Annotated in this window: 11 protein-coding genes; 6 read left to right on the top strand and 5 right to left on the bottom strand. The window is 46.1% G+C overall.

Features of this window, described 5'->3' with window-relative positions:
- Nucleotides 1-7: 7 nt before the first annotated feature.
- Together ACJJIK_RS07855 and ACJJIK_RS07850 are read right to left on the bottom strand one after the other, a co-directional pair.
- On the bottom strand, nucleotides 8-1,099 hold the full coding sequence (locus tag ACJJIK_RS07855; protein WP_444944685.1) for a PA0069 family radical SAM protein: 1,092 nt from the start codon (nucleotides 1,097-1,099) through the stop codon (nucleotides 8-10).
- A 152-nt stretch (nucleotides 1,100-1,251) separates the two neighbouring features.
- Nucleotides 1,252-1,707 (bottom strand): hypothetical protein, encoded by a 456-nt coding sequence (locus ACJJIK_RS07850; RefSeq protein WP_444930338.1) that lies wholly within the window; start codon nucleotides 1,705-1,707, stop codon nucleotides 1,252-1,254.
- 956 nt (nucleotides 1,708-2,663) lie between these two features.
- Here ACJJIK_RS07850 and ACJJIK_RS07845 point away from each other — a divergent pair.
- Complete coding sequence (locus ACJJIK_RS07845) at nucleotides 2,664-3,908, top strand: cation:proton antiporter (protein WP_444944684.1); 1,245 nt, start codon at nucleotides 2,664-2,666, stop codon at nucleotides 3,906-3,908.
- Between the two features lies 1 nt (nucleotide 3,909).
- Here ACJJIK_RS07845 and ACJJIK_RS07840 read toward each other — a convergent pair whose 3' ends face one another.
- The 3 genes from ACJJIK_RS07840 to ACJJIK_RS07830 form a co-directional block, all read right to left on the bottom strand.
- Nucleotides 3,910-4,554, bottom strand: a complete 645-nt coding sequence (locus ACJJIK_RS07840; RefSeq protein ID WP_444944683.1) for a LysE family translocator — start codon at nucleotides 4,552-4,554, stop codon at nucleotides 3,910-3,912.
- Nucleotides 4,555-4,672: 118 nt separating this feature from the next.
- The gene (locus ACJJIK_RS07835; RefSeq protein ID WP_444944682.1) at nucleotides 4,673-5,491 is read right to left on the bottom strand and encodes an AraC family ligand binding domain-containing protein; all 819 of its coding nucleotides are present in this window, start codon (nucleotides 5,489-5,491) and stop codon (nucleotides 4,673-4,675) included.
- Nucleotides 5,492-6,588: 1,097 nt separating this feature from the next.
- The gene (locus tag ACJJIK_RS07830; RefSeq protein WP_444944681.1) at nucleotides 6,589-7,569 is read right to left on the bottom strand and encodes a chromate resistance protein ChrB domain-containing protein; all 981 of its coding nucleotides are present in this window, start codon (nucleotides 7,567-7,569) and stop codon (nucleotides 6,589-6,591) included.
- 664 nt (nucleotides 7,570-8,233) lie between these two features.
- On the opposite strand from ACJJIK_RS07830, the gene ACJJIK_RS07825 reads away from it, so the two are divergent.
- From ACJJIK_RS07825 to ACJJIK_RS07805, 5 genes are all read left to right on the top strand, one after another.
- A complete protein-coding gene (locus ACJJIK_RS07825) occupies nucleotides 8,234-18,649 on the top strand; it encodes a right-handed parallel beta-helix repeat-containing protein (protein ID WP_444944680.1) in 10,416 nt (3,471 codons plus the stop codon).
- 88 nt (nucleotides 18,650-18,737) lie between these two features.
- Nucleotides 18,738-19,628, top strand: coding sequence for a hypothetical protein (locus ACJJIK_RS07820; RefSeq protein ID WP_444944679.1), 891 nt, complete (start codon nucleotides 18,738-18,740; stop codon nucleotides 19,626-19,628).
- Nucleotides 19,625-20,761 (top strand): FlgD immunoglobulin-like domain containing protein, encoded by a 1,137-nt coding sequence (locus ACJJIK_RS07815; protein ID WP_444944678.1) that lies wholly within the window; start codon nucleotides 19,625-19,627, stop codon nucleotides 20,759-20,761. Before ACJJIK_RS07820 ends, ACJJIK_RS07815 begins: the two co-directional genes overlap by 4 nt.
- Before the next feature lie 37 nt (nucleotides 20,762-20,798).
- Nucleotides 20,799-21,308 carry a tetratricopeptide repeat protein gene (locus ACJJIK_RS07810; protein ID WP_444944677.1) on the top strand — a complete coding sequence of 170 codons (510 nt, stop codon included), beginning with the start codon at nucleotides 20,799-20,801 and terminating at the stop codon, nucleotides 21,306-21,308.
- A gap of 67 nt (nucleotides 21,309-21,375) precedes the next feature.
- Entirely contained in the window at nucleotides 21,376-25,593 is a 4,218-nt protein-coding gene (locus tag ACJJIK_RS07805; protein ID WP_444944676.1) for an RHS repeat-associated core domain-containing protein, read from the top strand.
- The last annotated feature ends 142 nt before the right edge of the window (nucleotides 25,594-25,735 follow it).

The raw sequence follows: 25,735 nt of genomic DNA, 5'->3' as shown, positions 1-25,735 counted from the left end.
CGTAGACTCAAGAGAATAAATCCTGTTGCGCATTGGGGGGAGCGGGCGGCTTGAACTGGGAGCAATCCAAGTCGAGGCGCCGGTGATCCAAGCCTAATTTTTTAATGGCTACCTGAAAGCGCCGTTGAAGCAGCTGAGCAAATACGCCGGTTCCTGTGCGTCTCTGCGAAAAATCACTTTGATAGTCCTTTCCCGCGCGGCTCTGCTGTACCAGGCTCATCACATGTTTTGCCTTTTCCGGGTAGTGTAGTGCTAACCACTCCCGAAATAGAGGCGCCACCTCGTGGGGAAGGCGCAACAGGATGTATGCGGCTCTTACCGCCCCCGCTTTATGTGCTGCACACAGGATTGCTTCCAGTTCACTGTCATTGAGTGCTGGAATCATCGGAGCGGCAAGTACAGCGGTAGGAATACCTGCCGCACTCAGCTGCTCAATGGTGCGCAAGCGTGCGGAGGGACCGGCGGTTCGGGGTTCCAGCTTGCGTTTTAGGGTATTGTCCAGAGTTGTCACACTGATAGCGACTTGCGCCAGATTTTCTTGGGCCATTTCGGCCAGTAGGGGCAGATCCCGCAAGATCAACTGGCTTTTGGTGATGATAGTTACCGGCTGGCGAAATGCCTGCATCACTTGCAGTAAGCTCTGGGTAATCCCCTTCTCCCGCTCCAGGGGTTGATAGGGATCGGTATTGGCTCCCAGGGCGATGGGACTGCACTGATAGTTCTTCTTTCGCAGCGTTTTCTCTAAGAGTTCAGCGGCATTGGGCTTGTAGAAGAGCTTGGTTTCAAAATCCAGACCGGGCGATAAATCCATATAGGCATGGGCCGGGCGGGCGTAGCAATAGATACAGCCGTGTTCGCACCCCCGATAGGGGTTTATGGATTGTGAGAAAGGAATATCCGGCGATTGGTTGGTTGCGATAATACTTTTCGCTTTTTCCGGGGTGGCAGAGGTTATTAATCTCACCGGCTCGTCGGGCTCTGTTTGCCAGCCGTCACTTTCACGGGAGCTGGATAACTCGGCAAAGCGCCCAGCAAGGTTGTTGGCTGTTCCCCGGCCTTTAGCCGCTGGGGGTGTTTTGATAAGGGGGCGATCTGACATAGCTATAGCAATAACTGTATTAATGTACAGTTTACGCTGCCATTTTACCTGATTGCAAGATCTTGCTGGGAATATACAGAGAGGAGTGGGTAACGCGCTTTTTGCCCCCCTGAGAGCTGGGGTTTGCTCTCAGGGGGATTTCTGAGTTCCAACTAGGCGGTGACTGCTGGGTTATATCTCGCCTCCATTTCCAGGCCCGGCCGTTCGTCATCCCAAATCATATGTACTACTTTCCAGGACTCCCCATCGTTCAATAGCTGAATACTATTAATGCCTCTTTTTAGGAACTGGGTCTTTTCTTTGTCTGCCCAGGCCTCATAGACGCTAAAAGCATGGGCAATATTGCCAAACTGCTCAATGATGTTATGTATTTCCACTTCGTAGAAAGGGCGACCGGCGATTAGGGATTCAAAATTCTCTGGGTATTCCTGCACGCTTAGAATGGTTGACTGAGGCTTGCCATTTTTATCAACAGAGGTGCGGATCATTTTGGCATAGGGCAAAAATAGGGCTTCCTGCCTTTTCCAATCCCGCTGAAAACCCGCTGGACCAGAAATTCCACTGTAGAGTTCATCTACTACTTTCTTTATTTCAAGTTTTTCTTGCATTGTCCTCTCCTTGATAAACATTAATACTTCGGCCAATTATGGGGGGCTTGTTTAATGTAAAAACTGACAGGCTCGTGTGGTACGGCTTTTACGCTTTAGCGTGAAAATCTTTTCCGTTGAGGTTCAGCGTGTTTTTCATTTTCCGATGATATCAGCAGGAAATTGGGTTTGCTATAGAGGTAAGTCTAGATTTTGACGCTGTCGAGTTTATTGGGACTGCAAATAAGCTCCCCAAATTATTGGGTCCAGGCATGTTGGCAATTTAGGGGTTGCTGTGGAAATCCAAAGGAGAGAGGGAGCGGAGTGTTTAGCTGCCTAGCATGTGGTACTGAATATCCGGTCAAAGTCGATAATTTGTGGATTGAATACCTTTCTTGAGAGTGGGAGAGGTGTACTGAAATTACGGCCATTGTTAGACCGGTTGACTGGCTGATAATGGTTGATAGCTGCTTTGGCCCTGGTTTTGTTTGGACTAGTAGAGGCTTAAAAGAGGAGAGTGTTGAAATATCTGCTTTAATTTCTGAATGTAAGGCGCTGGTGGTGTTGCGATTATCTTGATTGGCGAGTACATAGGGATAATCGCAGGAAGGGGGCAGCTCTTGCAAAGGGCTAGGGCTATTCGCGGCGAGACTTTTTCCAAAGGGCGAGCTGGCGCCTATAGAACAGGGCTTAGAGCCTGTGTAGTTGGTGCCTATACTGTAACTGTCTACTTATAAGCTGGCGTCGAAGCCCCGTGGGAAAATTTGAATCTTTTACTGGGGGTTATCGGAAGTAAAGGGTGCCTGTTGTACGTAAAGCGGTTCCACTGGCAATCAATTTGGGAAGTCAGTATTGAGTTTGCTACGGAGTGAGTTTCGTCAGAAATTTCACCGAGGGAAGCACCGTTCTCCAGTGGGGTTGGATTCTGATTGTGACTGCCTTCGATTCATGGGTACAGTGGTAACGGGAGTTATTGGGTGAGTAATGTTGTCACTGTTGTGGGTCAGGGGCTCTATCTTGCCGCTGCCGCCGTTATTGGTTTAGGTATAGCGAGGGTGCTGCGTATTGACAATACGATCAGCTGTCTTATTGCTGGAGTGTTAGCGGCCTTACTTCTGCCCATTTTTAACTATGATACGGGATTGCGAGCAGCCAGCTTGAGAGATTTGGTTTTTTTTGTGATTCTGCCCGTACTTATTTTCGAGTCAGCCTGGGAGTTAGAGCCCAAACGTTTAAAGCGTTGGGTTGGGCCGATACTGCTATTCTCGACTTTGGGATTGGTTATTTGCGCAACGATTATTGCGGCTATTACTTACTATGGCGTTGGTCATTCAGAGGGGTTCCCCTGGGTGGCGGCCATGTTGACCGGGGCTATTTTAGCCGCTACAGATCCAGTCTCTGTAGTGAATAAATTGCGCCAAGAAAAAACCAATGAAGACCTCCTGACGCTGGTAGATGGAGAGAGCCTCTTTAATGATGCCTCTGCGGTAGTTCTTTATTCTTTAGTTTTGGGAGTGGCCACTTATGGTGTTGTGGAAAACGCCCCCTTGGGTATTAAGGCATCCTCGCTGGATGCGATCTCTGTAACCCTCTATTTTTGTAAGGTATTTTTTGGCGGTATTGCCGTAGGGTTTGTTTTTGGAGTGGCGACAACGCTCATTATATTGTTTCTACGCTCGCCCAGCGCAGCGTTGATGACCCTGGTGATCTCAGCGTTTGGCAGTTTTTATCTGGCAGAAAGTGTTCTTCATGTATCGGGTATTATCTCGGTGATGATCTGCGCAATCGTTGCGCGAGCTTGCCTCAGCAAACAAAATAGTACCTATTTGGTTAATGCCGGTCCTACCTGGGAATGGATGGGGCTATTCTTTACCGCGATAATTTTTGTAATTATGGGGTTGGTGATCACCTTTGAAATGTTTAGCCATCAATGGCTGTCAATGGTCATTGCTGCGATTGCTGCTTTAGGTGCCCGCGCTTTGTCGGTATTTCTCGTGGCGCCATTAACTCGCTTTGTCGGGCCGCCCATACCAAAGTCCTGGGGATTATTGATGAGTTGGGGTGGTTTGCGAGGCGTTATTGCGGTTGCACTGGTGCTCTCCCTGCCGGTCGAGTTGCCCTACTGGTGGACGATTCAATCGATGGTATTTGGCGTAGTACTCTTCTCTTTGCTGGTACAGGGCACCACCAGTGGTCGTTTGATTCATAAGTTAAACTTATAGTCTAAGGCTCACCGGAAGGAATCGCAGTTAGACTGCTGACAGCAGGGTTATCTGCGATCAGCCATACAGCGACAAGGAGCAGGCTAAGGGCGAAAAGTTTATTCTGTAGAGCGCTACTCCTACTGTTGACAAGTGCTCTGGATAAACCGCGACCAAAAGCGATCCACGAAAAGTGTGTTACAAAGTTAAGAATCGTAATCATTATAATTAGTGTGATGGTGCTATTTTCGACACCAGCTTCCTGTTTCGAGCCAAATACAGAAAACATGGTGATGACGATCATCCACGCTTTGACGTTCATGCCTTGAATAAACATGCCCTGCCAAATAGTTACTGACTTTATAGCGCTGCTACTGGACCCTTTAACGGGCTTGATAAAGGCGTAGGCCAAGTAAACCAAATAGGCGGCTCCGCTCCACTGTAGAGTGATCATCAGTGCTGGATAGTCGATAAGCCAGCTCATAAATCCAAAGCCAACTAATAAGGCTTTTAATAAAAATACAATATCTATGCCCGCCAGTAGAGGTAGGGAAGCGCGAATACCCAGGCTGGCGCCGGCTGCGGCAAAAGTGAGGTTCGCGGGCCCCGGACTAAAAATCAGGGGGAACATAACAGCCAGCCAAGCCAAAATAAACTCTAAGCTCATACGGATTACCTATGCCAGTTTAGTGTGCTTGCCAAGGGTAAGAGGGCAAAACCCGGGTTTCTCTCGGCGTTAGAGAAGCTTAAGGTGAGGGGGGAGGGGGTTCTTGTACAAAATTGCGCTATATGGATTTTAGGTAGCGAGCGGGGGTGATACCGAATACCCGCTTGAAGTTGCGGCTCAGATGGCTCTGGTCAAAGAAGCCGCAGTCGATTGCCACATTTGCGACTCGGGCACCGGTACGAAATAGCGTGCGGGCCTTTTGGGTTTTTAGGAGGATTAGGAACTGGTGAGGGCTAATGCCAAATTGGGCGTTAAAGCTGCGAATAAGCTGATATCGGCTCATACCGGTCAATTGACATAACTCATCCAGAGTCACATTGCCCTGCCAGTTTTCCTGTAGATAAGAGCGGGCCTTTAAAGCTCCCTGTTTGTTCTGAAAGGATTTCGGGTAGATCTTTTGGTCACCATAGCGGGCAAAAAGTTGACTGACCGCAAGGGTGAGCAGGGTGTCTGTCGAGAGGGATAAGGCGTTTTCCTCTAAGCTGCAATGCAGGGTGTAAAGGAGCCGAAAGAGCTCGGGATCATCGAGCAGCGGTCCACGCAAAAACGGTACGAGTGTTTGATTTGTCTGACGGTGCTCTCGAAGGATATCTTCAATAAGAGCGGTATCAAAATAAAACATACGATAGCACCAACCGGAGTCACTACCGGAAAAACCGGTGTGAATCTCTCCCGGATTGAGCGCTGCCAGAGTACCCCGGGGCAGGGTTAGAGTTTCCCCGCGATAATCGAGCTTCTCTACCCCAGAGAGGAAGATACCGATGGCCAACTCATCGTGCCAGTGCTTGGCAAAGGAAAACTGGCGAAAATAGGCGTGAAAAAGCTCTATATCCCTGTGGCGTGGATTTCGCCAGACTTTGGAGAATTCCTTTTGCATTGATGGCCCTCTGCAATAGAAGAGCTGATCAAGATAGCGAAATCCAGGGGATATGCAAAGTTATTGGTGGGAAGACAGTTGTGGAATGAGAGTTAGGAGGAGGCTGCGGAACTGGCCGCAGCCATAGGGCTTGCTCTTAGTTTAAGGTTGTCTTTACTAGATTTGTTAAGGGTTCTTTCTGGATTTGAGGTAGTTGATCAAGGCTAAAGTTATAACACTGGAAATCATTAAGCAGTAAATGACGATAGTCATATTGGAACCAGCCTCAGTGCCAATTAAGACACTATGTAGCAGGCCCAGTATAAGGCCCGGTAAGCTGAGGCGGTGGAGCCAAATTGTAATAGTCTTGTACTTTGAGCGTAGCGTACCGGCTATAGCTGTTCCAATGAGCATCCAAAAAGCAATGGCTCCTATGGATACACTGGTTTTATAAAAACCATGGGAAAAAACCGGTATTAGATTGCCCAGTGTTGAGTGGCCAGTTCTTATGGATGTGGCCACAATAAATAAACCGGCATGTAGGAGAAAGGTGATGCAAACCATACTTCCAAGGAAGATATGTGTTTTCCTACTAATTACTCGTTGAGAAGTTAACGGGTTGGCTAGTGCCAGGCATACCTGTAGCCACAGTAGAAAAATACTGTAAAGGCCAAAGAGCTTTGAAAGTATGTAGGCTAGCTGTCCCTTGGGGATATCATAGGTGAGGTAGTCTGAGAGACTGCCGGTGGTATTGCTCCAGAGAGCTATCGGCGTTGTTAGGGTAAAGCATACTGACAGGACTAGAAAAACGGTAAGCGCGGTCGGTGTAAGAATATTTGTTGGTGCGCTTGTTCTAGAAGTTGCATTAGTTTGCTGCATGGTATCTGTATCGTAAGTAAGTATGAACGTTGTAGAGAGTCTTATTCCGCAGCACCTTGAGTTCCCTTGGTAGCCCCTTAAGGCGGGCCTCGAAGGCCATATAGTGTCTTGTGGCCATTCACGGCGAGCTGTGCCTAACATCATATAGCTTTCAAGGCTTGCGGAATTGTTCAGAGGTTCCTTGATTTTTCAAGGGTCTCAGAGGGCTTGTGAAATCAATTAGAGCCTCTTCAAATATTTTAAAGGCATGTTTTTTTGTTGATGCATTGCTCTAGAGTTTCTTTGGCCTCTTGCTCGGTTAGTGCCTCAGAACCGGCAACCGGCAATTGAGCTTCAATCCAGCCTCTTATGCCGTAAGGGTTGAGTATGGCGGTTTGTTGTAACCCGCGTTTTCGCAGTATTTTGGCCATCTCGAACCCTCTAAAGTCCTTAACGCAGTAGCTTATGATAATGTCAGCGTTTTCCAGTGATTTGGGTAGTTGACTACCTATGCTGCGTATGGGAATGTTTACGGCCCCTGGGATGTGGGCCTCGGCAAATTCATCTTTCTCCCGGGTATCAACAAATACAACCCTCTTGCCACTTCTTATGTGATCAAATAACTCTGAGGCTGAAATCTCAGGCACAAGTTTTGTATCGTTGTTAAAGGTGACCTTGGTGTTTTTGGTGCACTGCTGATCTGGGATTAGATTGGTTTGGCTATCTTTATTCTTAGCATCTATCCACTCGTAGATATTATTGAAAAGCTGGTTGTAGCAATCTAGTGTAATATTTTCTTCACCATAATTTCTCTGTAGCTTTCTAAATGCAGTCTCTACGACAAGAGATTCCTGGTTTTTATTTGGGCGCCACAAGTTTACTTCAATATCATTGATAACACTTGCCAGCTTTATCAGTTTGGGGTCCGTAATATTGAAAGACGCTATCAGCACTTCAAACGTTGACTGGTGTTGAGTGCGATGAAAAGTTGCACCCTCAGAGTCAAAGCTTGCGGGTTCACCGGGGACAAAAGTACCACCTTGCAATGGATGAACAATAATTCGGCTGCCGGGATCTATATGTTGTGAAAGTAGCCAGGCAGACGCCCATTTATCCGGCCCGAGCCCGTGAGTGGTGTGGTAGAGCTTTGACTTCTCCGGGGGTAGTGAAGAATTGGCATTTGCTGAGAGAGACGCTGCGATCGTTAGCAGGATACAGGATAGTAAACTAAATTTGAGCACGATTATTCCGTAGTGGTGGTACAAGACAAATATAGTTTTTAGCTTTGTCTTTTAATTTTTGAAAAACAAAAAATTTTAGCAAAATTATTTTTTATTTGGGAAGAGGTTTGTTTAGGTTTTAGGTTGGAGTGTGAAGTAGGTTTAAGTTGAATCATCAGTCCTACATTATTGGTTTTTTTGTCAGTATTGACAGGTTGCTGATATGGGTCAAGATAATGCCATTGTTTGCATTTTATTTGACATTTTCCGTGGTATCCTGATTATAATTGAGGAGGTTAAGGCTTTTTTATAAAAGTTTGCTGGTTGTGGTTTTGTAGAAGGAGGCACTCAAAGGTTTTAGTTGAGTGCATGGTGCATAAAAGGGTGCATGGATTGCTGTTGGAAGTGCAGTGTTAAACAAGTGGTATAAATCCCCATTTTGTTCTTTTGATTTCTGTAATGCTTTCTTTCAGTTTATCAACTTAGGTTGCTGAGTCGCTGGATTTTCTGGCCGCCCGTTGTGCAGTGTATGATTCAAGGTGCAAATTGGGAAGGCATGTTCATGTGCAAGGCAGCGTATAAATACTTGTGGCTTTTGACGTTTCAAAAAAATGCTCGGCGGCTGTTGCAGTGCTTGTTTGTCTCATTGGTATGTATTTCGGGATTTACGTACGCGGAAGTAACGGTGGATGAAGAGGTCTCTCCCTGGCAGCTTTCTATTATTGGTGCCAGTACCGGTGATGTCACTCTAAGCGGTGATGAACAGACATTAAGTCTTGGAATTTCAGAAATTTGTGTGGCTGAAAATCAGGTCTCCGAAGACTTTTCCTCTAGTTCTAGTGAGGATCTTTCATCTCTGGGTTTTCAAAGTTTTGGTGGCGAGGCCTTATCACTACTGAATGAGCGTGCCACTGTAATTGCCCAAGATGATCAAGTTCTGCTGGCTCCAACGGTACTTAGCGACTCAGGTGAAATTACGCTTAGTGCCTTTGTTAATTCCTCAACGGATACTGGAGGCGGTACTGACTCACTCACTATTTATCTGACTGATGCTGAATATGTTGGTTATGGAGTTCAGTATCAGGGAGATGGTTCAACGGGTGTATGGGCTCTGGTTCAATTTACAAGTTCTGATAGTCAATCCAACTTGGCCCAAGTGGCTGCAACTGATAATCACCCAACAACGGGGCAAACGGTTACTTTAAATCGCTCTGGCGATACGTTGACTGTTACTGTGGGAGGAAGCGATATCGCTCTTGCCTATACTGTAGGTGAAGGCATTGGTGATCTTTCTCGATACGGCGTTCGTTCCACTGCGCTTGAAGTTAGCGACAATAATTACCTAGATGATCTAACGCTTACCTTCACTTCTAGCGCTACTTGCCCAGCCTTGGCTGATGCCGGTGAGTGGGATGATGCTTATTCTCTACACTTTATATATCAAGAGCTGCTACAGCAGGGGGAGTTAATTGCACGCTTATCCAGCCATACTAATAGTGGATCTGGTATTGCTGGTATTGCACTGCGAAATGGCACGGCAGTAACTGATAAAGCTATTGCGCTGATAATGGACTCATCTGATAACAGTATTGGGCTTTTCACCCGGGATACAGATAATGCAGCTAACACATTAACTTCTACTGGGCAAACTGGTGCCTTGCCCCAATGGTTAAAGTTGGTACGTAACGGCGACACGATTACAGCCTATATCTCCACTGATGGTGAAAACTGGACCCAGGTAGATAGCGTTTCAATCAGTTTCGACGATATTATCAAGGCTGGTATTGCAGTGGCCGTTACCGGAAGTGAAGCACAAATACTGGAGTACGATAATCTCAGTGTTGTAAATGAATTGTCTGGTGATATTACGTCAGACTTAGAGCTGGCGGCACATCAAACCTATGTAGTGACTGGTGATGTAGATGTTAATGGTGGTGCGACACTAACCGTTAATGAAGGTGCTACTATTTTATTTGAAAGCGATTTTACATTTGAGGTAAATGGTAATCTTTCTACTTTGGGCGGAATAGATACTCCAGTGGTCTTTACCAGTGCGCAAGCCTCACCAGCTAAAGGAGACTGGTATGGTATTGTAGTGAATAATGGTGGGTCATTGAATTTACGTCATACTACCATTGAATATACAGAATATGGGGTATATGCAGACTCGGGTAGTAGCTTGTCGATTGACAATAGCGTCTTTCAGTATGTTGATGAAACAGGCATATACGCCTATAGCGCTACTGGTTCAATCACGAATAGCTTCATTCAATATGCGGATGAGGCAGGAATTTATTTGTATGGTGTAACGGATATCACTGTCAATGGCAATACTATTACTAATAATAAATACGGGTTCTATATTCTGGGGTATAGAAGAGGTGTAACTACACCGACTATTAGTGGTAATGCGATAATCAATAACAGTAGTTACGGTATCTACTTATACGGAACGCGGGATTCAGACTATGATCCGCAGCCGGTGATTACGGGAAATAGTATTTACAATAATAGTGATTACGGGATCTACACAGAAGCATACGACGGCGGTATGGTTATTGTAAATGCCACGGGTAACTGGTGGAACACTATTGACCCTGAAATAATTGCGACAGACGTTTATGATTATATCGACAGTACTTCTAGTCGGCCGGTAGTAGATTATAGTGGCTATTTAGATTCTGAAGGTGGAACAGCAGCCGTTAGTAATGGTTTGCTCGGTAGCCTGACTGAGGATACCACGCTGGTAGCGGATACTACTTACACACTGCTGAGCACATTGTATATAGAAAGCGGTGTGACCCTTAAGATTGAGCCTGGCGCTCGCATCGAAATAGCTGGAGATTTCAGTTTTGAGGTTTTTGGAACAATAGAGGCGAAGGGTGCTAGTGATACTCCAGTTATATTTACCAGTAATGAAAATATGCCCATTGCAGGGGGTTGGGCGGGTATCGTGGCGCAAAGTGGTGGCACGGTAAACCTGGACTATGTGCTGATAGAGTATGCTAACTACGGTCTTTATGCGGCTTCGGGTAGTACTTTTAGTCTTAGTAATAGTAGCTTGCGGTATTTTTCCGAAAGCGGTGTTTACGCTAACAACGCTGCCGGTTCTATTAGTAATAGTACCATCCAATTTGCGGATAATTCGGGAGTGTACTTATATGGTGTGGATGATGTCACCATCAGTGATAGTGCAATTACTGAGAATAATTACGGTATTTATATTAGAGGTTATAATGACGGCGCTACCACTCCAGCTATTAATGGAAATACGATAACTGATAATAATAGTTATGGTCTTTACTTGTACGGAGTTCGGGACGCAGTCTATGACCCACAGCCCGTGATTACAGGTAATAGCATTCACAGCAATAATAGTTACGGGCTGTACACTGATTTTTATGAAAGTGGTGTTATTACCGTAGATGCTACAGGCAATTGGTGGAATACCACAGACCCGGAATTGATTGCAGGAGACATCTATGATTACACAGATACTACTCGCAATAGGCCAATAGTAGATTACAGTAGTTACTTAGATGCAGAAGATGGAACGGCAGATGTCAGCAATGGCCTATTTGGGTACTTGACTGAGGATACTACCCTTTTGTCAGGTGTTACTTACACCCTTCTAGACACATTATATGTGCAAAGCGGTATAACCCTGACGATTGAGCCTGGTGCTCGGATTGAAGCGAGCGGAAATTTTGGCCTTGAGGTATCTGGTACCTTGAATGCGCAGGGTAGTGCTAATACCCCGGTTGTGTTTACCAGTAGTGAGAGCACTCCCAGTGCTGGGGATTGGTTAGGTATTGTGGCGCAAAATGGCGGTGTAGTAGAGTTGGACTATGTCATACTAGAATATGCAAATTACGGCCTTTATGCCGCATCGGGCAGTACCTTCAGTTTAAGTAATAGTAGCTTGCAGTATTTTTCTGATAGTGGAATCTATGCCTACAGCGCCATTGGTTCGATTAGCAATAACAGTATCCAGTATGCGGATAATGCTGGGGTGTATCTATATGGCGTGACTGATGTCACTGTTAGTGAAAATACAATTACGAATAACAATAATGGGTTTTATATTAAGGGTAATAATAGCGGGGTAACCACACCTGTTATTAGCGGCAATACGATATTCGATAATAGTAGCTATGGATTATATCTATCTGGAGTTCGGGATGCAGATTATGACCCGCAACCTGTGATTACAGGCAATAATATTTACACTAATAATAGCTATGATATTTATACTGAGTCTTATGAAAGTGGTGTACTTACCATAAATGCAACTGGTAATTGGTGGAATACCACGGATCCAGAATTAATCGAAGGTCAAATTTATGATTATGTTGATAGTACCCGCAGTCGGCCGAATGTAGATTATAGCGGTTATTTATATTCTGAAATTGAAATTTCTGAAAATGCCAATAACCTTTCTGGTTACTTGACTGAGGACATCACTCTGGTGGCAGGTGCCACTTATACTCTCTTCGGCTCACTGTATGTGCAAAGTGGGGTGACTTTGACAATCGAACCTGATGCTCGCATTGAAATAGCTGGAGACTTTAGTCTCGAGGTATTTGGTACCTTGGATGCGCAGGGTACCAGCGATACTCCCATTATATTTAGCAGTGCTAAAAGCGCTCCTAGCGCTGGGGATTGGGTTGGCATTGTGGCGCAAAGTGGCGGCACGGTGAATTTGGATTATGTGACACTGGAGTATGCCGACTACGGCCTTTATGCCGCTTCGGGTAGTACCTTTAGCCTTAATAATAGCACCTTGCAATATTTTAATGAAAGTGGTGTTTACGCCGACAGGGCCAGTGGCTCAATTGATAATAGTACTATTCAGTATGCGGATAACGCTGGGGTATATCTGTATGGTGTGGCGGATGTCAGTGTCAGTGATAACACGATTGCAGATAATAAATACGGGGTTTTTATTGAGGGTTATAGTAGTGTCGTTACTGCGCCAACTATTACCGGTAATACGGTAACTGGAAACAGCGACTACGGTTTCTACTTGTATGGGGTTGCAGATGCAAATTATGATCCGCAACCTGTGATTACCGGTAACAGTATTTACAACAATAGTCGTTACAATCTATATACCGATAATTATGAAAGTGGTGTACTGACTGTCAATGCCACAGGTAACTGGTGGAACACTATAGATGCAAAATTGATCGCAGAAGAGGTCTATGACTATGGTGATGATGGTTCCTACCGGCCATTAGTGGACTACAGTGATTATTTGGATGCAGAGGATGGAAGTTCTGCGATCAGTAATGGCTTACTTGGTTACCTGGCGGTGGATACTACCCTGCTGGCAGGCACTACTTATACCCTCTTGGGTACATCCTATGTGCCAAATGGTGTGACGCTGACAATCGAACCTGGAGCTCACATTGAAATAGCTGGAGATTTCAGTCTAGAGGTATTTGGGACCTTGGATGCACAGGGCAGTAGTGATAGCCCGGTTGTGTTTACCAGTGATGAGGGTACCCCCAGTGCTGGGGACTGGGCTGGCATTGTGGCGCAAACTGGCGGTACGGTGAGCTTGGATTATGTAACGCTAGAGTATGCTGAGTATGGTCTTTATGCTGCTTTGGGGAGTACCTTTAGTCTTAGCAACAGCACATTGCAGTACTTTAATGAAAGTGGTATTTACGCCAATAGTGCCAGTGGTTCAATTGATAATAGTACTATTCAGTATGCGGATAACGCTGGGGTATATCTGTACGGAGTGGCGGATGTCAGTGTCAGTGATAACACGATTACAGGTAATAAATATGGAGTTTTTATTAGGGGCTATAGCGGTATTGTTACCGCGCCAACTATTACGGGTAATACGGTAACTGGTAACACCGATTATGGTTTCTACTTGTACGGGGTTGTGGACACAGATTATGACCCTAAACCTGTGATTACTGGCAATAAAATTTATAGCAATAGTAGTCACGAACTCTATACGGAGTCTTACGAGAGTAGTCTACTTAATATTAATGCCAGAAGTAATTGGTGGGGTGCTACAGAATGGGAATTGATAGCAGCAGAAATCTATGATTATACCGATGATGCTAATAATCGGCCGATAGTAGATTACAGTAGATACCTGGATGATGAAGGTAACGTGGTAGCTAACAGTAATGGCTTAATCGGTTATTTAACTGAAGATACTACCTTGCTAAGGGATACGACTTACACTCTCTTTGGTACATCCTACGTGCAAAGCGGTGTGACTCTGACAATCGAGCCTGGTGCCCGTATTAAAATAGCTGGAGATTTTAGTTTCGAGGTATCTGGCACCTTAAATGCGCAGGGTAGCAGCGATAGTCTGATTGTGTTTACCAGTGGTGAGGGTACTCCCAACGCTGGAGATTGGGCCGGTATTGTGGTGCAAAGTGGTGGCACGGTGAACTTGGAGTATGTGGTACTGGAGTATGCCGACTACGGCCTTTATGCTAGTTCAGGAAGCACATTTAGTCTTAGAAACAGTACTTTGCAGTATTTTGATGCAAGTGCTGTCTACGCCTATAACGCTAGTGGTTCAATCACTAATAATAGTATTCAGTATGCAGATGTTGCTGGGCTTTACCTGTACGGTGTGTCAGATGTTACCGTGAGTGATAACTTGATCACGGATAATTATTATGGATTCTATATTAGGGGTTATAGTGGTGTTGCTACCACTCCAACGATTACTGGTAATATTATTACTGGTAATAGTGACAGCGCCCTTTATTTGAAAGGCGTTTGGGATGCAGACTACGACCCACAACCCGTAATTACCAATAACAGTATTTATAGTAATAATAGCTACGATTTGTATACCAGAGATTATGAAAATGGTGTGCTTACTGTTAATGCTACGGGCAACTGGTGGAACACTACAGACTCAGGGGAGATTGGGGAAGAAGTCTATGCTTATAGCGATGGCATCCCCGATCGCCCGTTAGTGGATTATAGTGGCTATCTGGATGCTGAGGGCGGCAGCGCAGCGATCAGCAATGGTCTGAGCGGTTACCTGACTGAAGATACCACTCTGGAGGCAGGTACCACATACACTATAGTGAATTCAGTGTATGTGCAAAGTGGTGTGACCCTGACAATCGAACCTAGTGCTCGCATTGAAATAGCTGGAGACTTTAGTCTCGAGGTGTACGGTACTTTGGATGCGCAGGGTACCAGTGATAATCCGATAGTATTCACCAGTGACGAAAGTGAGCCTAGTGTCGGTGATTGGTATGGCATCGTGGCGCAAAGTGGCGGCACGGTGAATTTAGATTATGTAACAATAGAGTATGGGGATTACGGCCTTTACGCAGCTTCGGGCAGTATCTTTAGTCTCAACAATAGTACCTTGCAGTATGCAGATACTGCTGGGGTGTACTTGCAGGGTGTAGCGAATGCTACCGTTAGTGGCAACACGATCACTGATAACAAATACGGGTTTTACATTCAGGGCTATAGTGGCACTGCTACCACCCCAACGATTACCGGCAATACCATCACTGGTAATAGCAGTTACGGCTTCTATTTGGATGGGGTGAGGGACGCAGACTACGATCCACAGCCTGCAATTACTGGTAACAGTATTTACAATAATAGTAGTTACGACTTGTTCACAAATAATTATGAAGGCGGAGTGACTACTGTTAATGCTACGGGTAACTGGTGGAATACCACTGACCCTGGATCGATTGCAAATGAAGTCTATGACTATACTGACGAAGCTTATGACCAACCAATAGTGGATTACAGCGGCTATCTGGATACTGAAGGTGGGAGTGCAGCGATCAATGATGGTCTAAATGGTTACTTGACCGAAGATACTACTCTGCTGGCGGATACCACTTATACCCTATTGAGCACACTATATGTGCAAAGTGATGTAACCCTAACGATTGAACCAGGTGCTCGTATTGAGGTAGGTGGAGATTTCAGTATTGAGGTGTACGGTACTTTGGATGTGCAGGGTGCCAGTGATAGTCCGATAGTATTCACCAGTAACGAAAGTAAGCCTAGTGTTGGCGATTGGCATGGCATCGTGGCGCAAAGTGACGGCACGGTGAATTTGAATTATGTAACAATAGAGTACGCGGATTACGGCCTTTACGCAGCTTCGGGTAGTACCTTCAGCGTTAGCAACAGCACCTTGCAGTACTTCGATGAAAATGGTGTCTACGCCTACAACGCCAGTGGCTCAATCAGTAACAGTACCATTCAGTATGCAGATACTGCTGGGGTGTACTTGCAGGGTGTAGCGAATGCTACCGTTAGTGGCAACACGATCACTGATAACAAATACGGGTTTTACATTCAGGGCTATAGTGGCACTGCTACCACCCCAACGATTACCGGCAATACCGTTACCGGTAACAGCCAGTATGGCTTCTACTTGTACGGAGTTTCGGACGCAGATTACGATCCACAGCCAGTGATTACCGGCAATAGTATTTACAGCAATGGTAGTTACGATCTTTACACCAACTGGTACGAAACTGGTGTGGTTACCGTTAATGCCACAGGTAATTGGTGGAACACTATAAATTCTGGGGTGATAGCAGCAGAGGTCTACGATTATAGCGATTATACCCCCGATCGGCCGATAGTGGATTTCAGTGGTTTTTTAAATAATGCTAATGGAAGTCCTGTATACGATTACCTTCTTCGTTTTGATATTGATTCAGATACGAACTTGGTTGCAGGTTCCTATAGTGTGGTTGATGATATCAATGTAAATAACGGTGTGAGTTTAACTCTGGAAGCTGGGGCAAAATTGGTATTCGCTGCTGGTTACTCCCTGGTAGTAGAGGGTGATCTGGTAGTTAGTGGTTCCAGCTCCTTGCCGGTACTATTCACCAGTGAGGCTCAATATCCTGTGTCAGGAGATTGGCAGGGTATCGTTGTTACTAGTGGTGGCAGTGTCAATATTGATAATGCTTATATCCGATATGCTGAAACTGCAGTCTCTGCGACTTCGCCCACTGCGTTCAGTGTTACCAACAGCATTATTACTGACTTTAGCGAAAGCGGGATCAGCATTAACAATTTTACTGGTGGCACTATTGCCAATAACTTAATTCAAAATACGGATTACACAGGTATAGGGATGGCCCTGGATACTGCATCGACAGCCGTAACTGATAATATTGTTACTGGCTTGAATTATGGTGCATATATTACCGGGGCCTCTTCACCGAGCTTAGCGGGTAATAGTTTTATCGATAATAATTATGGTATTTACCTAAATGGTTCGGGTAGTGATTCCACCAATCCAACGCCTATAATTACCGGTAATAATCTCTATGGTAATACTAGTGGCAGCTTGTACCTCAATAACTATGGTAGTAGCTCAGCGTTGGTGTTGAATATTACTGGCAACTGGTGGGGCAGTGCTGCACCAGAGTGGGGGGGAGATATTATCGGGGTTGATTCACCAGAAGCTGTAGTGGATTACAGCGCTGCTCTGTCTGCAGAGACTCGAGTAATAACATCCGACTTAAACGGAGATTACGAATACTTTTCCCCAAATAGTGATGGCATCAAGGATTCATTAGCTATAACTGCCACCTTGAGCTCAGCTAGTAATTGGGATCTGGAAATCAGTAATGAATCTGGAGCTGTTGTTAATGTTTTCTCTGGAACTGGTGCAGATATTAATATCGATTGGGATGGTACTGACAGTGGCAGTACCGTATTAAATGATGGTCGTTACTATTTATTCTTGAAGGTAACTGATGTGGAGAATACCAGTTATCGCGCGGGTGCCATGTGGGTAGAGCTGGATAATACCGCCCCCATAGCATTAATGAACAATATTAATGACGGCGATACCTTATCAACTGGGGTTACGACACTGGAGATTGAAGGTAGTGCTATCGACAATTTCTTCGTTGACTACTCCGTGGATTACCAGTTGAGCGGTGATATCGATAACTGGGTAAGTCTTAAGTATTCAACATCAGGAGTAAGTGAAAGCACCTTGGCTGAGTGGGCAGTTAATTCCGCTGACGGTACAGTTGAGGCGCCGGCCAGTGGTAATTACCAAATACGTTTGGTTACCACTGATCGGGCTGGCAATATCACCACAATTACTCGTACGGTTACCCTTGATCTACTCAGTATTACCAACGTCAGCCGCAACCAAACCACAGTGAACCCGGTTGCCGATGAAAGCCTGGTAATCAGTTTTGACTTGTCTGCCAGTGCTACCGTTACGTTGGATATTAAAGACGAGCAAACTGAAGAGCTGGTTCGCAGTATGGTGGAAACCTTTGATAGTGCGGGTAGCTATTCCCTGAGTTGGGATGGTAAGGATGACGAGGGTAATTATGTTCCGGAGGAAGCATATACCTACTTCCTGACTGCAGTGAGTGGCAGTGTGGAAGGGGTGTATGGTATTGAAGATGGTGGAAGTGCCGTCGATGTTCTATTGGGTACAATGGATACCACCATGAATGCCGTACAGAACGACTTTATGAAAACTGAAGTTACGCCCACGGAGAATGTGCGAGTCTATATGGAGGTAACGCCAGATGGGGGCGATACTCATATTGTTTATGACAATGTCCCTATGGAGGCCGGTACCCACTATATGACTTGGGATGGTCGTACCGCTGATGGCGTACTTACTACCGGGTCTTTTTACACCTATGTGCCAGAGCCTGAAATTCTGCCCACTAATGTAGTAATTATTGACGGTATAAAGCCAAGTATCAGCGGCACACTGGACGCACCCAATATCGAAGTTAAATCCGATCCTTATTTGATGTACCACAGCTACGATCAAATCTCGAAAGTGGCTTACTTGTTGGATCAGGATTCCTACGTAACCTTCAAACTATTGCCGCCGGATATCGGTGATCCGACGGATGCTGGAGCGATCACCTTAATCGATAACCAGCTGCAAGTTGCGAATGATAGCGATGGTGCAATAGCTACCCATGAGGTGGAGTGGAAGGGTTACGACGAGAGCGATGGCAACGCAATTATGGTCTCGGATGAAGGTGTGTTCAGTTTCTGGATACAAGCAATTTCGGCAACTACCGGAGCCAGTACCACTTACTACGGCGCATTGCAGCTGTATCAATAATGGTTACGGCGCTAGCGGTATTTTAACTCACCGCTAGCGCCGTAACTGTCAGGTCGGCACTAAATCAAAAAACAACCAAGAGAACAACGTGAAAGCCTTACTAAAGTCCAACGTGGTCATTGTGACTTGTACATTGCTATGGTGTGCCTGCGTTCAGGCAGGTGAGGATATTGCTTACCTGGCCCCGGGCAAACAGGGGTATTGGCAGGTATGGGTAATGGATACCCAGGGCCAACAACACCGGCAGCTCACCCACTCAGCCTTCGATAAAAACAGCCTTAGCTGGTTTCCCGATGGCAAACGTTTGCTGGTGAATGGCAGCCAGGGTGAACTGCATGAGGTGGGGCTGGTCAGTGCCAAAGAATTGCCAATAACAATGCCACTAAAAGGTTTTATTGATGCGAGCCTGGCGCCGGATGGAAAATCTGTAGTCTTTTCTCTCAGTACCTCTGACAGTGTTGACGATAACAACTTGTGGCGATTGCCGCTGGATGGAAGCAACCAGCAAAAGCTCACCAATATGCGTTATATGCAGCACGAACCCCGCTGGCATCCAGATGGCAAGAGCGTGTATTTCTTATCCGGGGATGGTGGCGAAGCTCACGATATCTGGGTGCTGGATTTGATTTCCGGAAGCAAGCGGCAGCTGACTTTTAACAGTCTTTACAACTTTGATGTTGTCGCCGATAGAAAAGGCCGATTGGTGTTTTCCAGTAACCGTGCCGGTAACTACGACCTGTGGTTGCGCGAGAGTAATGGAAAACTCAAACAGTTAACCACCGATGCCGCACTGGATGCCGCCCCTAGCTGGTCCCCAAAAGGTGATGCCGTTGTATTTCAGTCTACCCGCGACGGCGCCTATAACTTGTGGAGGTTAACGCTCAATGACGGTGAGCTAACCCAGCTGACCCAATTTACCAGCGGTGCCCGTAAACCCCTATGGCGGCCACAGTCCGCGCAAGGCAAATCAGTACTATGAATAAGATGTTAAAAAAAATCGGCCTCACTGCAGTATTGGCCGCTGTGGTTACGCCCTTGGCTGGCTACGGACTGTCTATTTCCGGGGTCAATAGTGAATCCCGCTCGTTTGCCCCCGCCCAGGGCGAACAGTTCGCACTGAATTACCATATTGATACACAAGCCAACGTCACGATTAATATCTACGACGCTCGCGACCTGCTGATCAAAACGGAATATCGTGAACAGCTGGCGGCCGGCGATCACCAGTGGCAGTGGGACGGTACCGACCAGCAGGGGCGCCCGGTGCCCGCAGAGGCTTATCACTACACCATCAATGCAAAAGCCGGCGAGCAAACGGCCGAGTACGACCTGACCGATATTACCGGTGGTGAAAGTGTCGCAGTGAACGATCTGAGTTGGAATGCGGAGCAGGGCAGTGTGGATTACACCCTGCCGCAAATGGCCCGCGTCGCGATTCGGGTGGGATTAAAAAATAACGGCCCACTGCTGAATAATATTATCGACTGGGTGCCGCGCGTATCTGGCCAACAAAAAGAAGCCTGGGATGGGCAGGATGCCTCCGGCGCCCTGAATTTAAAGGGCCACCCAGCGCTGGAATTAATTCTCAATGCCTTCGCCTTGCCCCGCAATACCATCCTGGTGAGCGGGGATAAATCATCTTCTGACTCCCGCTTTGTGCAGGATATGCCGTGGGGCCAAAGCCTGCGACAAAAAAAGAAATCTTATCGCCCGCGTATTCACGCCCCAGCACAACGGGATGCATTGAGCCGGGGAGATTTTCCGCTGGAAATTTCACTGGTGGGGGACTACCCCAAAAATAGCGAAGGCACCCCGATAGTTAGTGGCACTGTACCGGTACGTATTAATGTACAGCCGGAGCATATCACGCAGCTGGCCTCAAAAAGATTTGAGCCGGTGTACTTTGTCGATGGCCAGTACGTTTATGAGAACGAAGTGGGTTATTTCCCCACCACTTATCGCTGGGACAGCCGCAACCACAACCCAGGCGAGCACTATCTCACCGTCAATTTACGCGGCTACTTGGGCAACTTTGGTATGGCCACCCTAAAAGTGGTTATTGCAAAGCCCCAGGCCGACGATTCAGCGAAAACTCTCGCTCATAAAGATTAACTCTAATGCGAATTAGATATTCAGAAGGATGTGAACTATGAAGCGAACGACGGAATTAATCCAGATTCTATCCCTGGCAATTATTGCGCTTTTTGCTGCTACTGGGACTCACGCAGCCAAGCCGAGCGCCCATATCCAGCAGGTCTCCCAAGCTGAGGCCCAAACGGCGGTTGAGCAAAAGGATTACAAGCGAGCGCGAGCCTTGTACAACCGCCTGCTGCGACAGCAACCGCAAAATTACCCGGCCATGATTGAATTGGCCCAGCTGGAAAAAAAACTCGGCAAGTACGAAAAAGCCAAGCAGCACGCTTCAGTAGTATTGAAACAAAACAGAACCCATCGCCAAGCCCTGCAATTGTTGGCCCAAATCGCCATTCAACAACAGCAGTGGGCAGAAGCGGAAACTTATTTCAGCCGCCTAATAAAAAACCACCCGGAGCATGGTCACGCCTATCTTGGCCTAGCCCAGGCTTACCAGGTACAGGGCAAGGATAAGCAGGAACAAACCGCTTTGAAAGATTATCGCCTGTGGCGTGCCGCACAATAGTATCGTCTGATTTGTACTGAATAAAAATCACACTCCCGGCCAGCAATCGGGGGGATAGGGAATACCCATGAGCAGTTTTGCCAATAAAATACTAAAAACACCGCTAAAAGCCCTCGTTGGATTTAGCAAGACCTTGGATGGCGCCCGGCGAGCTTGCGCAAGCGTTAACTCCATTCGTCCGCCCCTAGCCTCCGCGATGTTGGCTTTAACTCTGGCCATCGCCGCTAGCCCTGGCCAGGCCCATACCTTTGGTGGTGGTACTGGCTCTAATGATGATAGCGGAGGTGGTGATAGTGCTGAGGAGGGGGGCTGTCCAGAAGAGTCTGCCAAGGGGGGTACGGTCGTACTTTACAGCGGCCAGGAGCGCCACAAAGAAACCGATATGGTGGTAAAGGGTAGCTACCCGATTCAAATTATACGGAAATACAACAACCAATCGGATTACGATAGCGCCCTGGGTTATGGCTGGGCCTTCGATCACGATTACCGCTTGTATGAATACCCCGATGATAAAGTAATAATCCGCTATTGTGCTGGGCATCGTGCGGAGTTTGTTTACAGTGGTGGTGCCTATGTGAGCGATGTAGTCGGGCTGCGCGGTACCCTGAGTGAAGATAGTGATGGTACCTACACCTTTGCGCATAATACTGGGCGTAAAGATTACTACGATGCTGAGGGCCGACTGACAGCGCGGGAAAATAAAACCGGTCAGCGCTTAGAGTTTACTTACAGCAGTGAACGCTTCCCTATCGTCGGTACTTCCCTCTATTCTGTCGATCCCTCTAAGCCGATGACGGTGGCCTACAGCTACCAGTTGCAAAAAATTGAAGAGCGCCTGGCAGATGGCAGCCTGAGTGGCAACTACGTTAGCTTCAGTTACGACAGTGATACCGGTCGTGTTACCCAGGCGGTGGATCATACCGGCCGCACTATTGTTTATAGCCACGACACGCTGGATGATAGTGAAGGTAATGCCCTAACTTCAGGCAACCTGATTAAAGTCACTGGCCTGGAAGGGTTGGTATCCACTTATAAATACGAAGACAGCAACGATAGCCACAACCTGACCTATTTCCAGGTGGGTGAAAATGCTACCCCCTATGAGGAAACCTATAATACTGAAGATCAGGTAATCAAAGAGGTTTACGGCAATCTGATCTTTGAGTTTGACTATGTTACCGAGGGTTATGAAACCGAAGTCACCACCACTATTACCGATGCAGATGGCAACAATCCTTATACCACGACTGAGCGCTACGTCTTTAACGAAGACGGCCGTACGGTGGAGTATGAGGATCAAGCGGGCTATCTCATTATAAAAAAGCGTGATACCAACAGCAATGTCATCCGAGAAGAGTACTATGGCCTGGATGATGATAATAGTGATCGCACTCTGGTGCGGGCTATCGATTACACCTATGATACCGACAACCATCGCCTGAGCCAGTCGGCCAACTTGGCTAGTGGTGAAATCATTACTACCACTTGGACTTATGAGGGGGGCTGGGTAGCTAGTGAAGAAGTGGTATCTTCTACTGATACCGCTACAGTGTTCCGTACTGAATACATCTTTAATTACGATAGTGATGGAAATCCTCAGACCCTGGCCAGCACCAAAAAATTAAAGGCCGACGGAAGCTATCAAACTACTAGCTATAGCTATAATGCCCGCAACCAGCTCACTGCCACCACTTATGCCGACGGTAGTCAGTATGTGCTGGAATATGAAGGTGATAGCCTATATCCGACCAAAGAGTATTGGAAAGACAGAAATGGCAATAGCCTGGCGACTGGAGTGCAGATCAACACTTATGATCAAGTGGGTAATCGTTTAACTATTACTGATGCTATAGGCAATATTACCACCTACGACTACGATGATAAAAATCGTGTGGTGCAAGTTACAAATGCCCTGAACGAGGAAACCCACTATACCTATGCGGACAATAATTTGGTACAAGTGGAAGTAGGGCGTAGTATTGATAGTGTTAGTGAGGAGGTCACTGCTGGTCAGATCACTTTATTCCATTACGATGGAAAAGACCAGCTTACCAAAATTGCGCGTCGAGACAGCACCGGTACTGAAACTACCTACCAGAGTTATACCTACGATAGCTTGGGTCGGCGCTTAAGCATCACTGATGCATTAGATAATGTCACTACTTTTAGTTATGATGTTCGTGGCAACCTGGCGAGCACTACTGATCCCGAGGGCAGCGTGGATAGCCGTAGTTATGATGCCCTCGGTAATATGGTTAGCACCACCGACCCGTTAAGTCGTGTCACCCTTTACACTTACGATGCATTAGATCGTTTGACTAAAACCGAACAGCAAGGGGTTAGCCCAAGTCTTGTTACATCCTATAGTTACGATTCTATCGGTAACCTACTGACCGTTACCGACCCGGAAAAAAATACCACTACCTATATCTACGATCGCTTAGGCCGAAAAACCGGAGAAGTACGTCCGGGTGGAGAAACTATTACTTATAGTTACGATAACCGTAATCGTCTCGCCAGTAAAATTGGAGCTCGTGGGCAGGTATTGGTCTACAATTACGAAGATTGGGGTGGGCTAGCAAACATTGAGTATTTTGCTAGTGCTACAGACTATACCAGTAATAATACTGAGCGTACCCAGAGTTTTACCTACAATGATAATGGACAACTAACTCAGGCCATTGACTCAGCCATACAGAGCACCGCGCTTTATACAAATAGTTACGATGAATTAAATCGTCTATCCCAAACGGCTAATCACTATATCCCTGGAGGAGATCGTACCCTCAACTATTCCTATAATTCTATGGGTAAACTTAGTGGGCTTAGTTTGGATAATACTGCTGAACCGGGCGGCACACTCACTAACCACAGCTTTGGTTATGATGATTATACACGCTTAACCAGTGCTGTTTTGGCTGGTAATAGTCATACCTTGGGCTATGATAGTGCTGATCGTTGGAGCAGTCTTAGTTATGCCTCTGGTGCCAGCCGTACCAATACCTATAATGCCGATGGTACTTTAGATAGCTCCACCATCACAGATCCTACCGGTACCATCCTGGAAGCCTTGGGTTACAGTTTTGATGCTGCAAAAAACATTACTGCCTACAGTGATAACGATGGAACTCAGGTATTTTCATATGATGGAGTGGATCGGCTTACTAGTGCCGACTATCCTGATAGCACGTCCCTTATCGACGAGATATTTTCCTACGATGGAGTGGGTAACCGGGAAGACCCAAGTGATAGCAGCACCTACGAATATAACAGTAATAATGAGCTTATTAGTCAAAATAACAGCGCCTTAATCCGTGCCTATGACGATGATGGAAATTTAACGTCTGTCACTGGAACGGAAAATAAAACCTTTACTTATGATTTGGATAATCGACTTACGGGTTATAGTGATGGAGATACTGCTGCAAGTTACGGTTACAACTTTAGCGGCCAACGTATTTTCAAAAGTGTGGATGGTACCACCACTTGGTTTTTATGGAGTGGAACTCAGCTGCTAGCTGAGTTCGAAGAAAGTAATGGTGCTGCCAGTCTTACCCAGCGTTACGACTATTTACCCGGTGCCTATGCTCCCCTCCAGCTTGCAGATACTCACGGTACCTATGCAGTGTATAGTGACCATCTGGATACACCTAGACTTCTGATTGATAGTGACGGAGAAGCTATTTGGCGCAGCACGCGTACGGCGTTTGGTGAGACCTCTATCGACAATGATATGACAGGAAATGTCGTCGTATTTAATATGCGCTTCCCTGGACAGTATTACGATGACGAAAGTGGGTTACATTATAATTACTATCGTGATTATGATCCGACTTTAGGGAGATATATTCAAAGTGATCCAAGAGGAACTATTTTAGATTTTAGCGATGAAAAGCGAAAGCTTTCTCAAAAAAATGGTGTGGTTGTTCCTAAAATTAGTGAAAAATTTTACCTTAATCATGTTTATGGTTATGTAAGTCAAAATCCAATAAGTAATTTTGATTATACGGGGGAGACTGGCCTTGTCGGTGCCTTAGGAGCTGGTGTTTTATTGGCCGGACTTGGAGTTTTTATGAAATGTTTTTATGATTGTATGGATGGAAATGGAAATGGAAATGGAGGTGGCGATGGTGACTGTGGCCCATACGATCCACTGGATACTGAAAGTAGAAATCAGTACGGCAATTGTGCCACTTATTGTACCCAGTTAGCTAATTTACTTAGTACAGTGTCTGGTTGGGCTGGAACGATAGGGGGTGCGACAGGGGGATTATGGATAGATTAACAGCTGGAATATGTTTTGTGTGGTCCTTATTTTGTATAGGTATTTTTTTTGGGTTGATCATTATGGGGTTGAGATATAATCCAGGTGGTTTATTAACCTTGGATATGCTTTTGATGATCTCTTCGATGCTTTTTTCACCTAT

This window comes from Microbulbifer regidiadema (SeqCode) (assembly GCF_052466995.1).
This window is presented reverse-complemented; position numbering and strand designations above follow the sequence as displayed.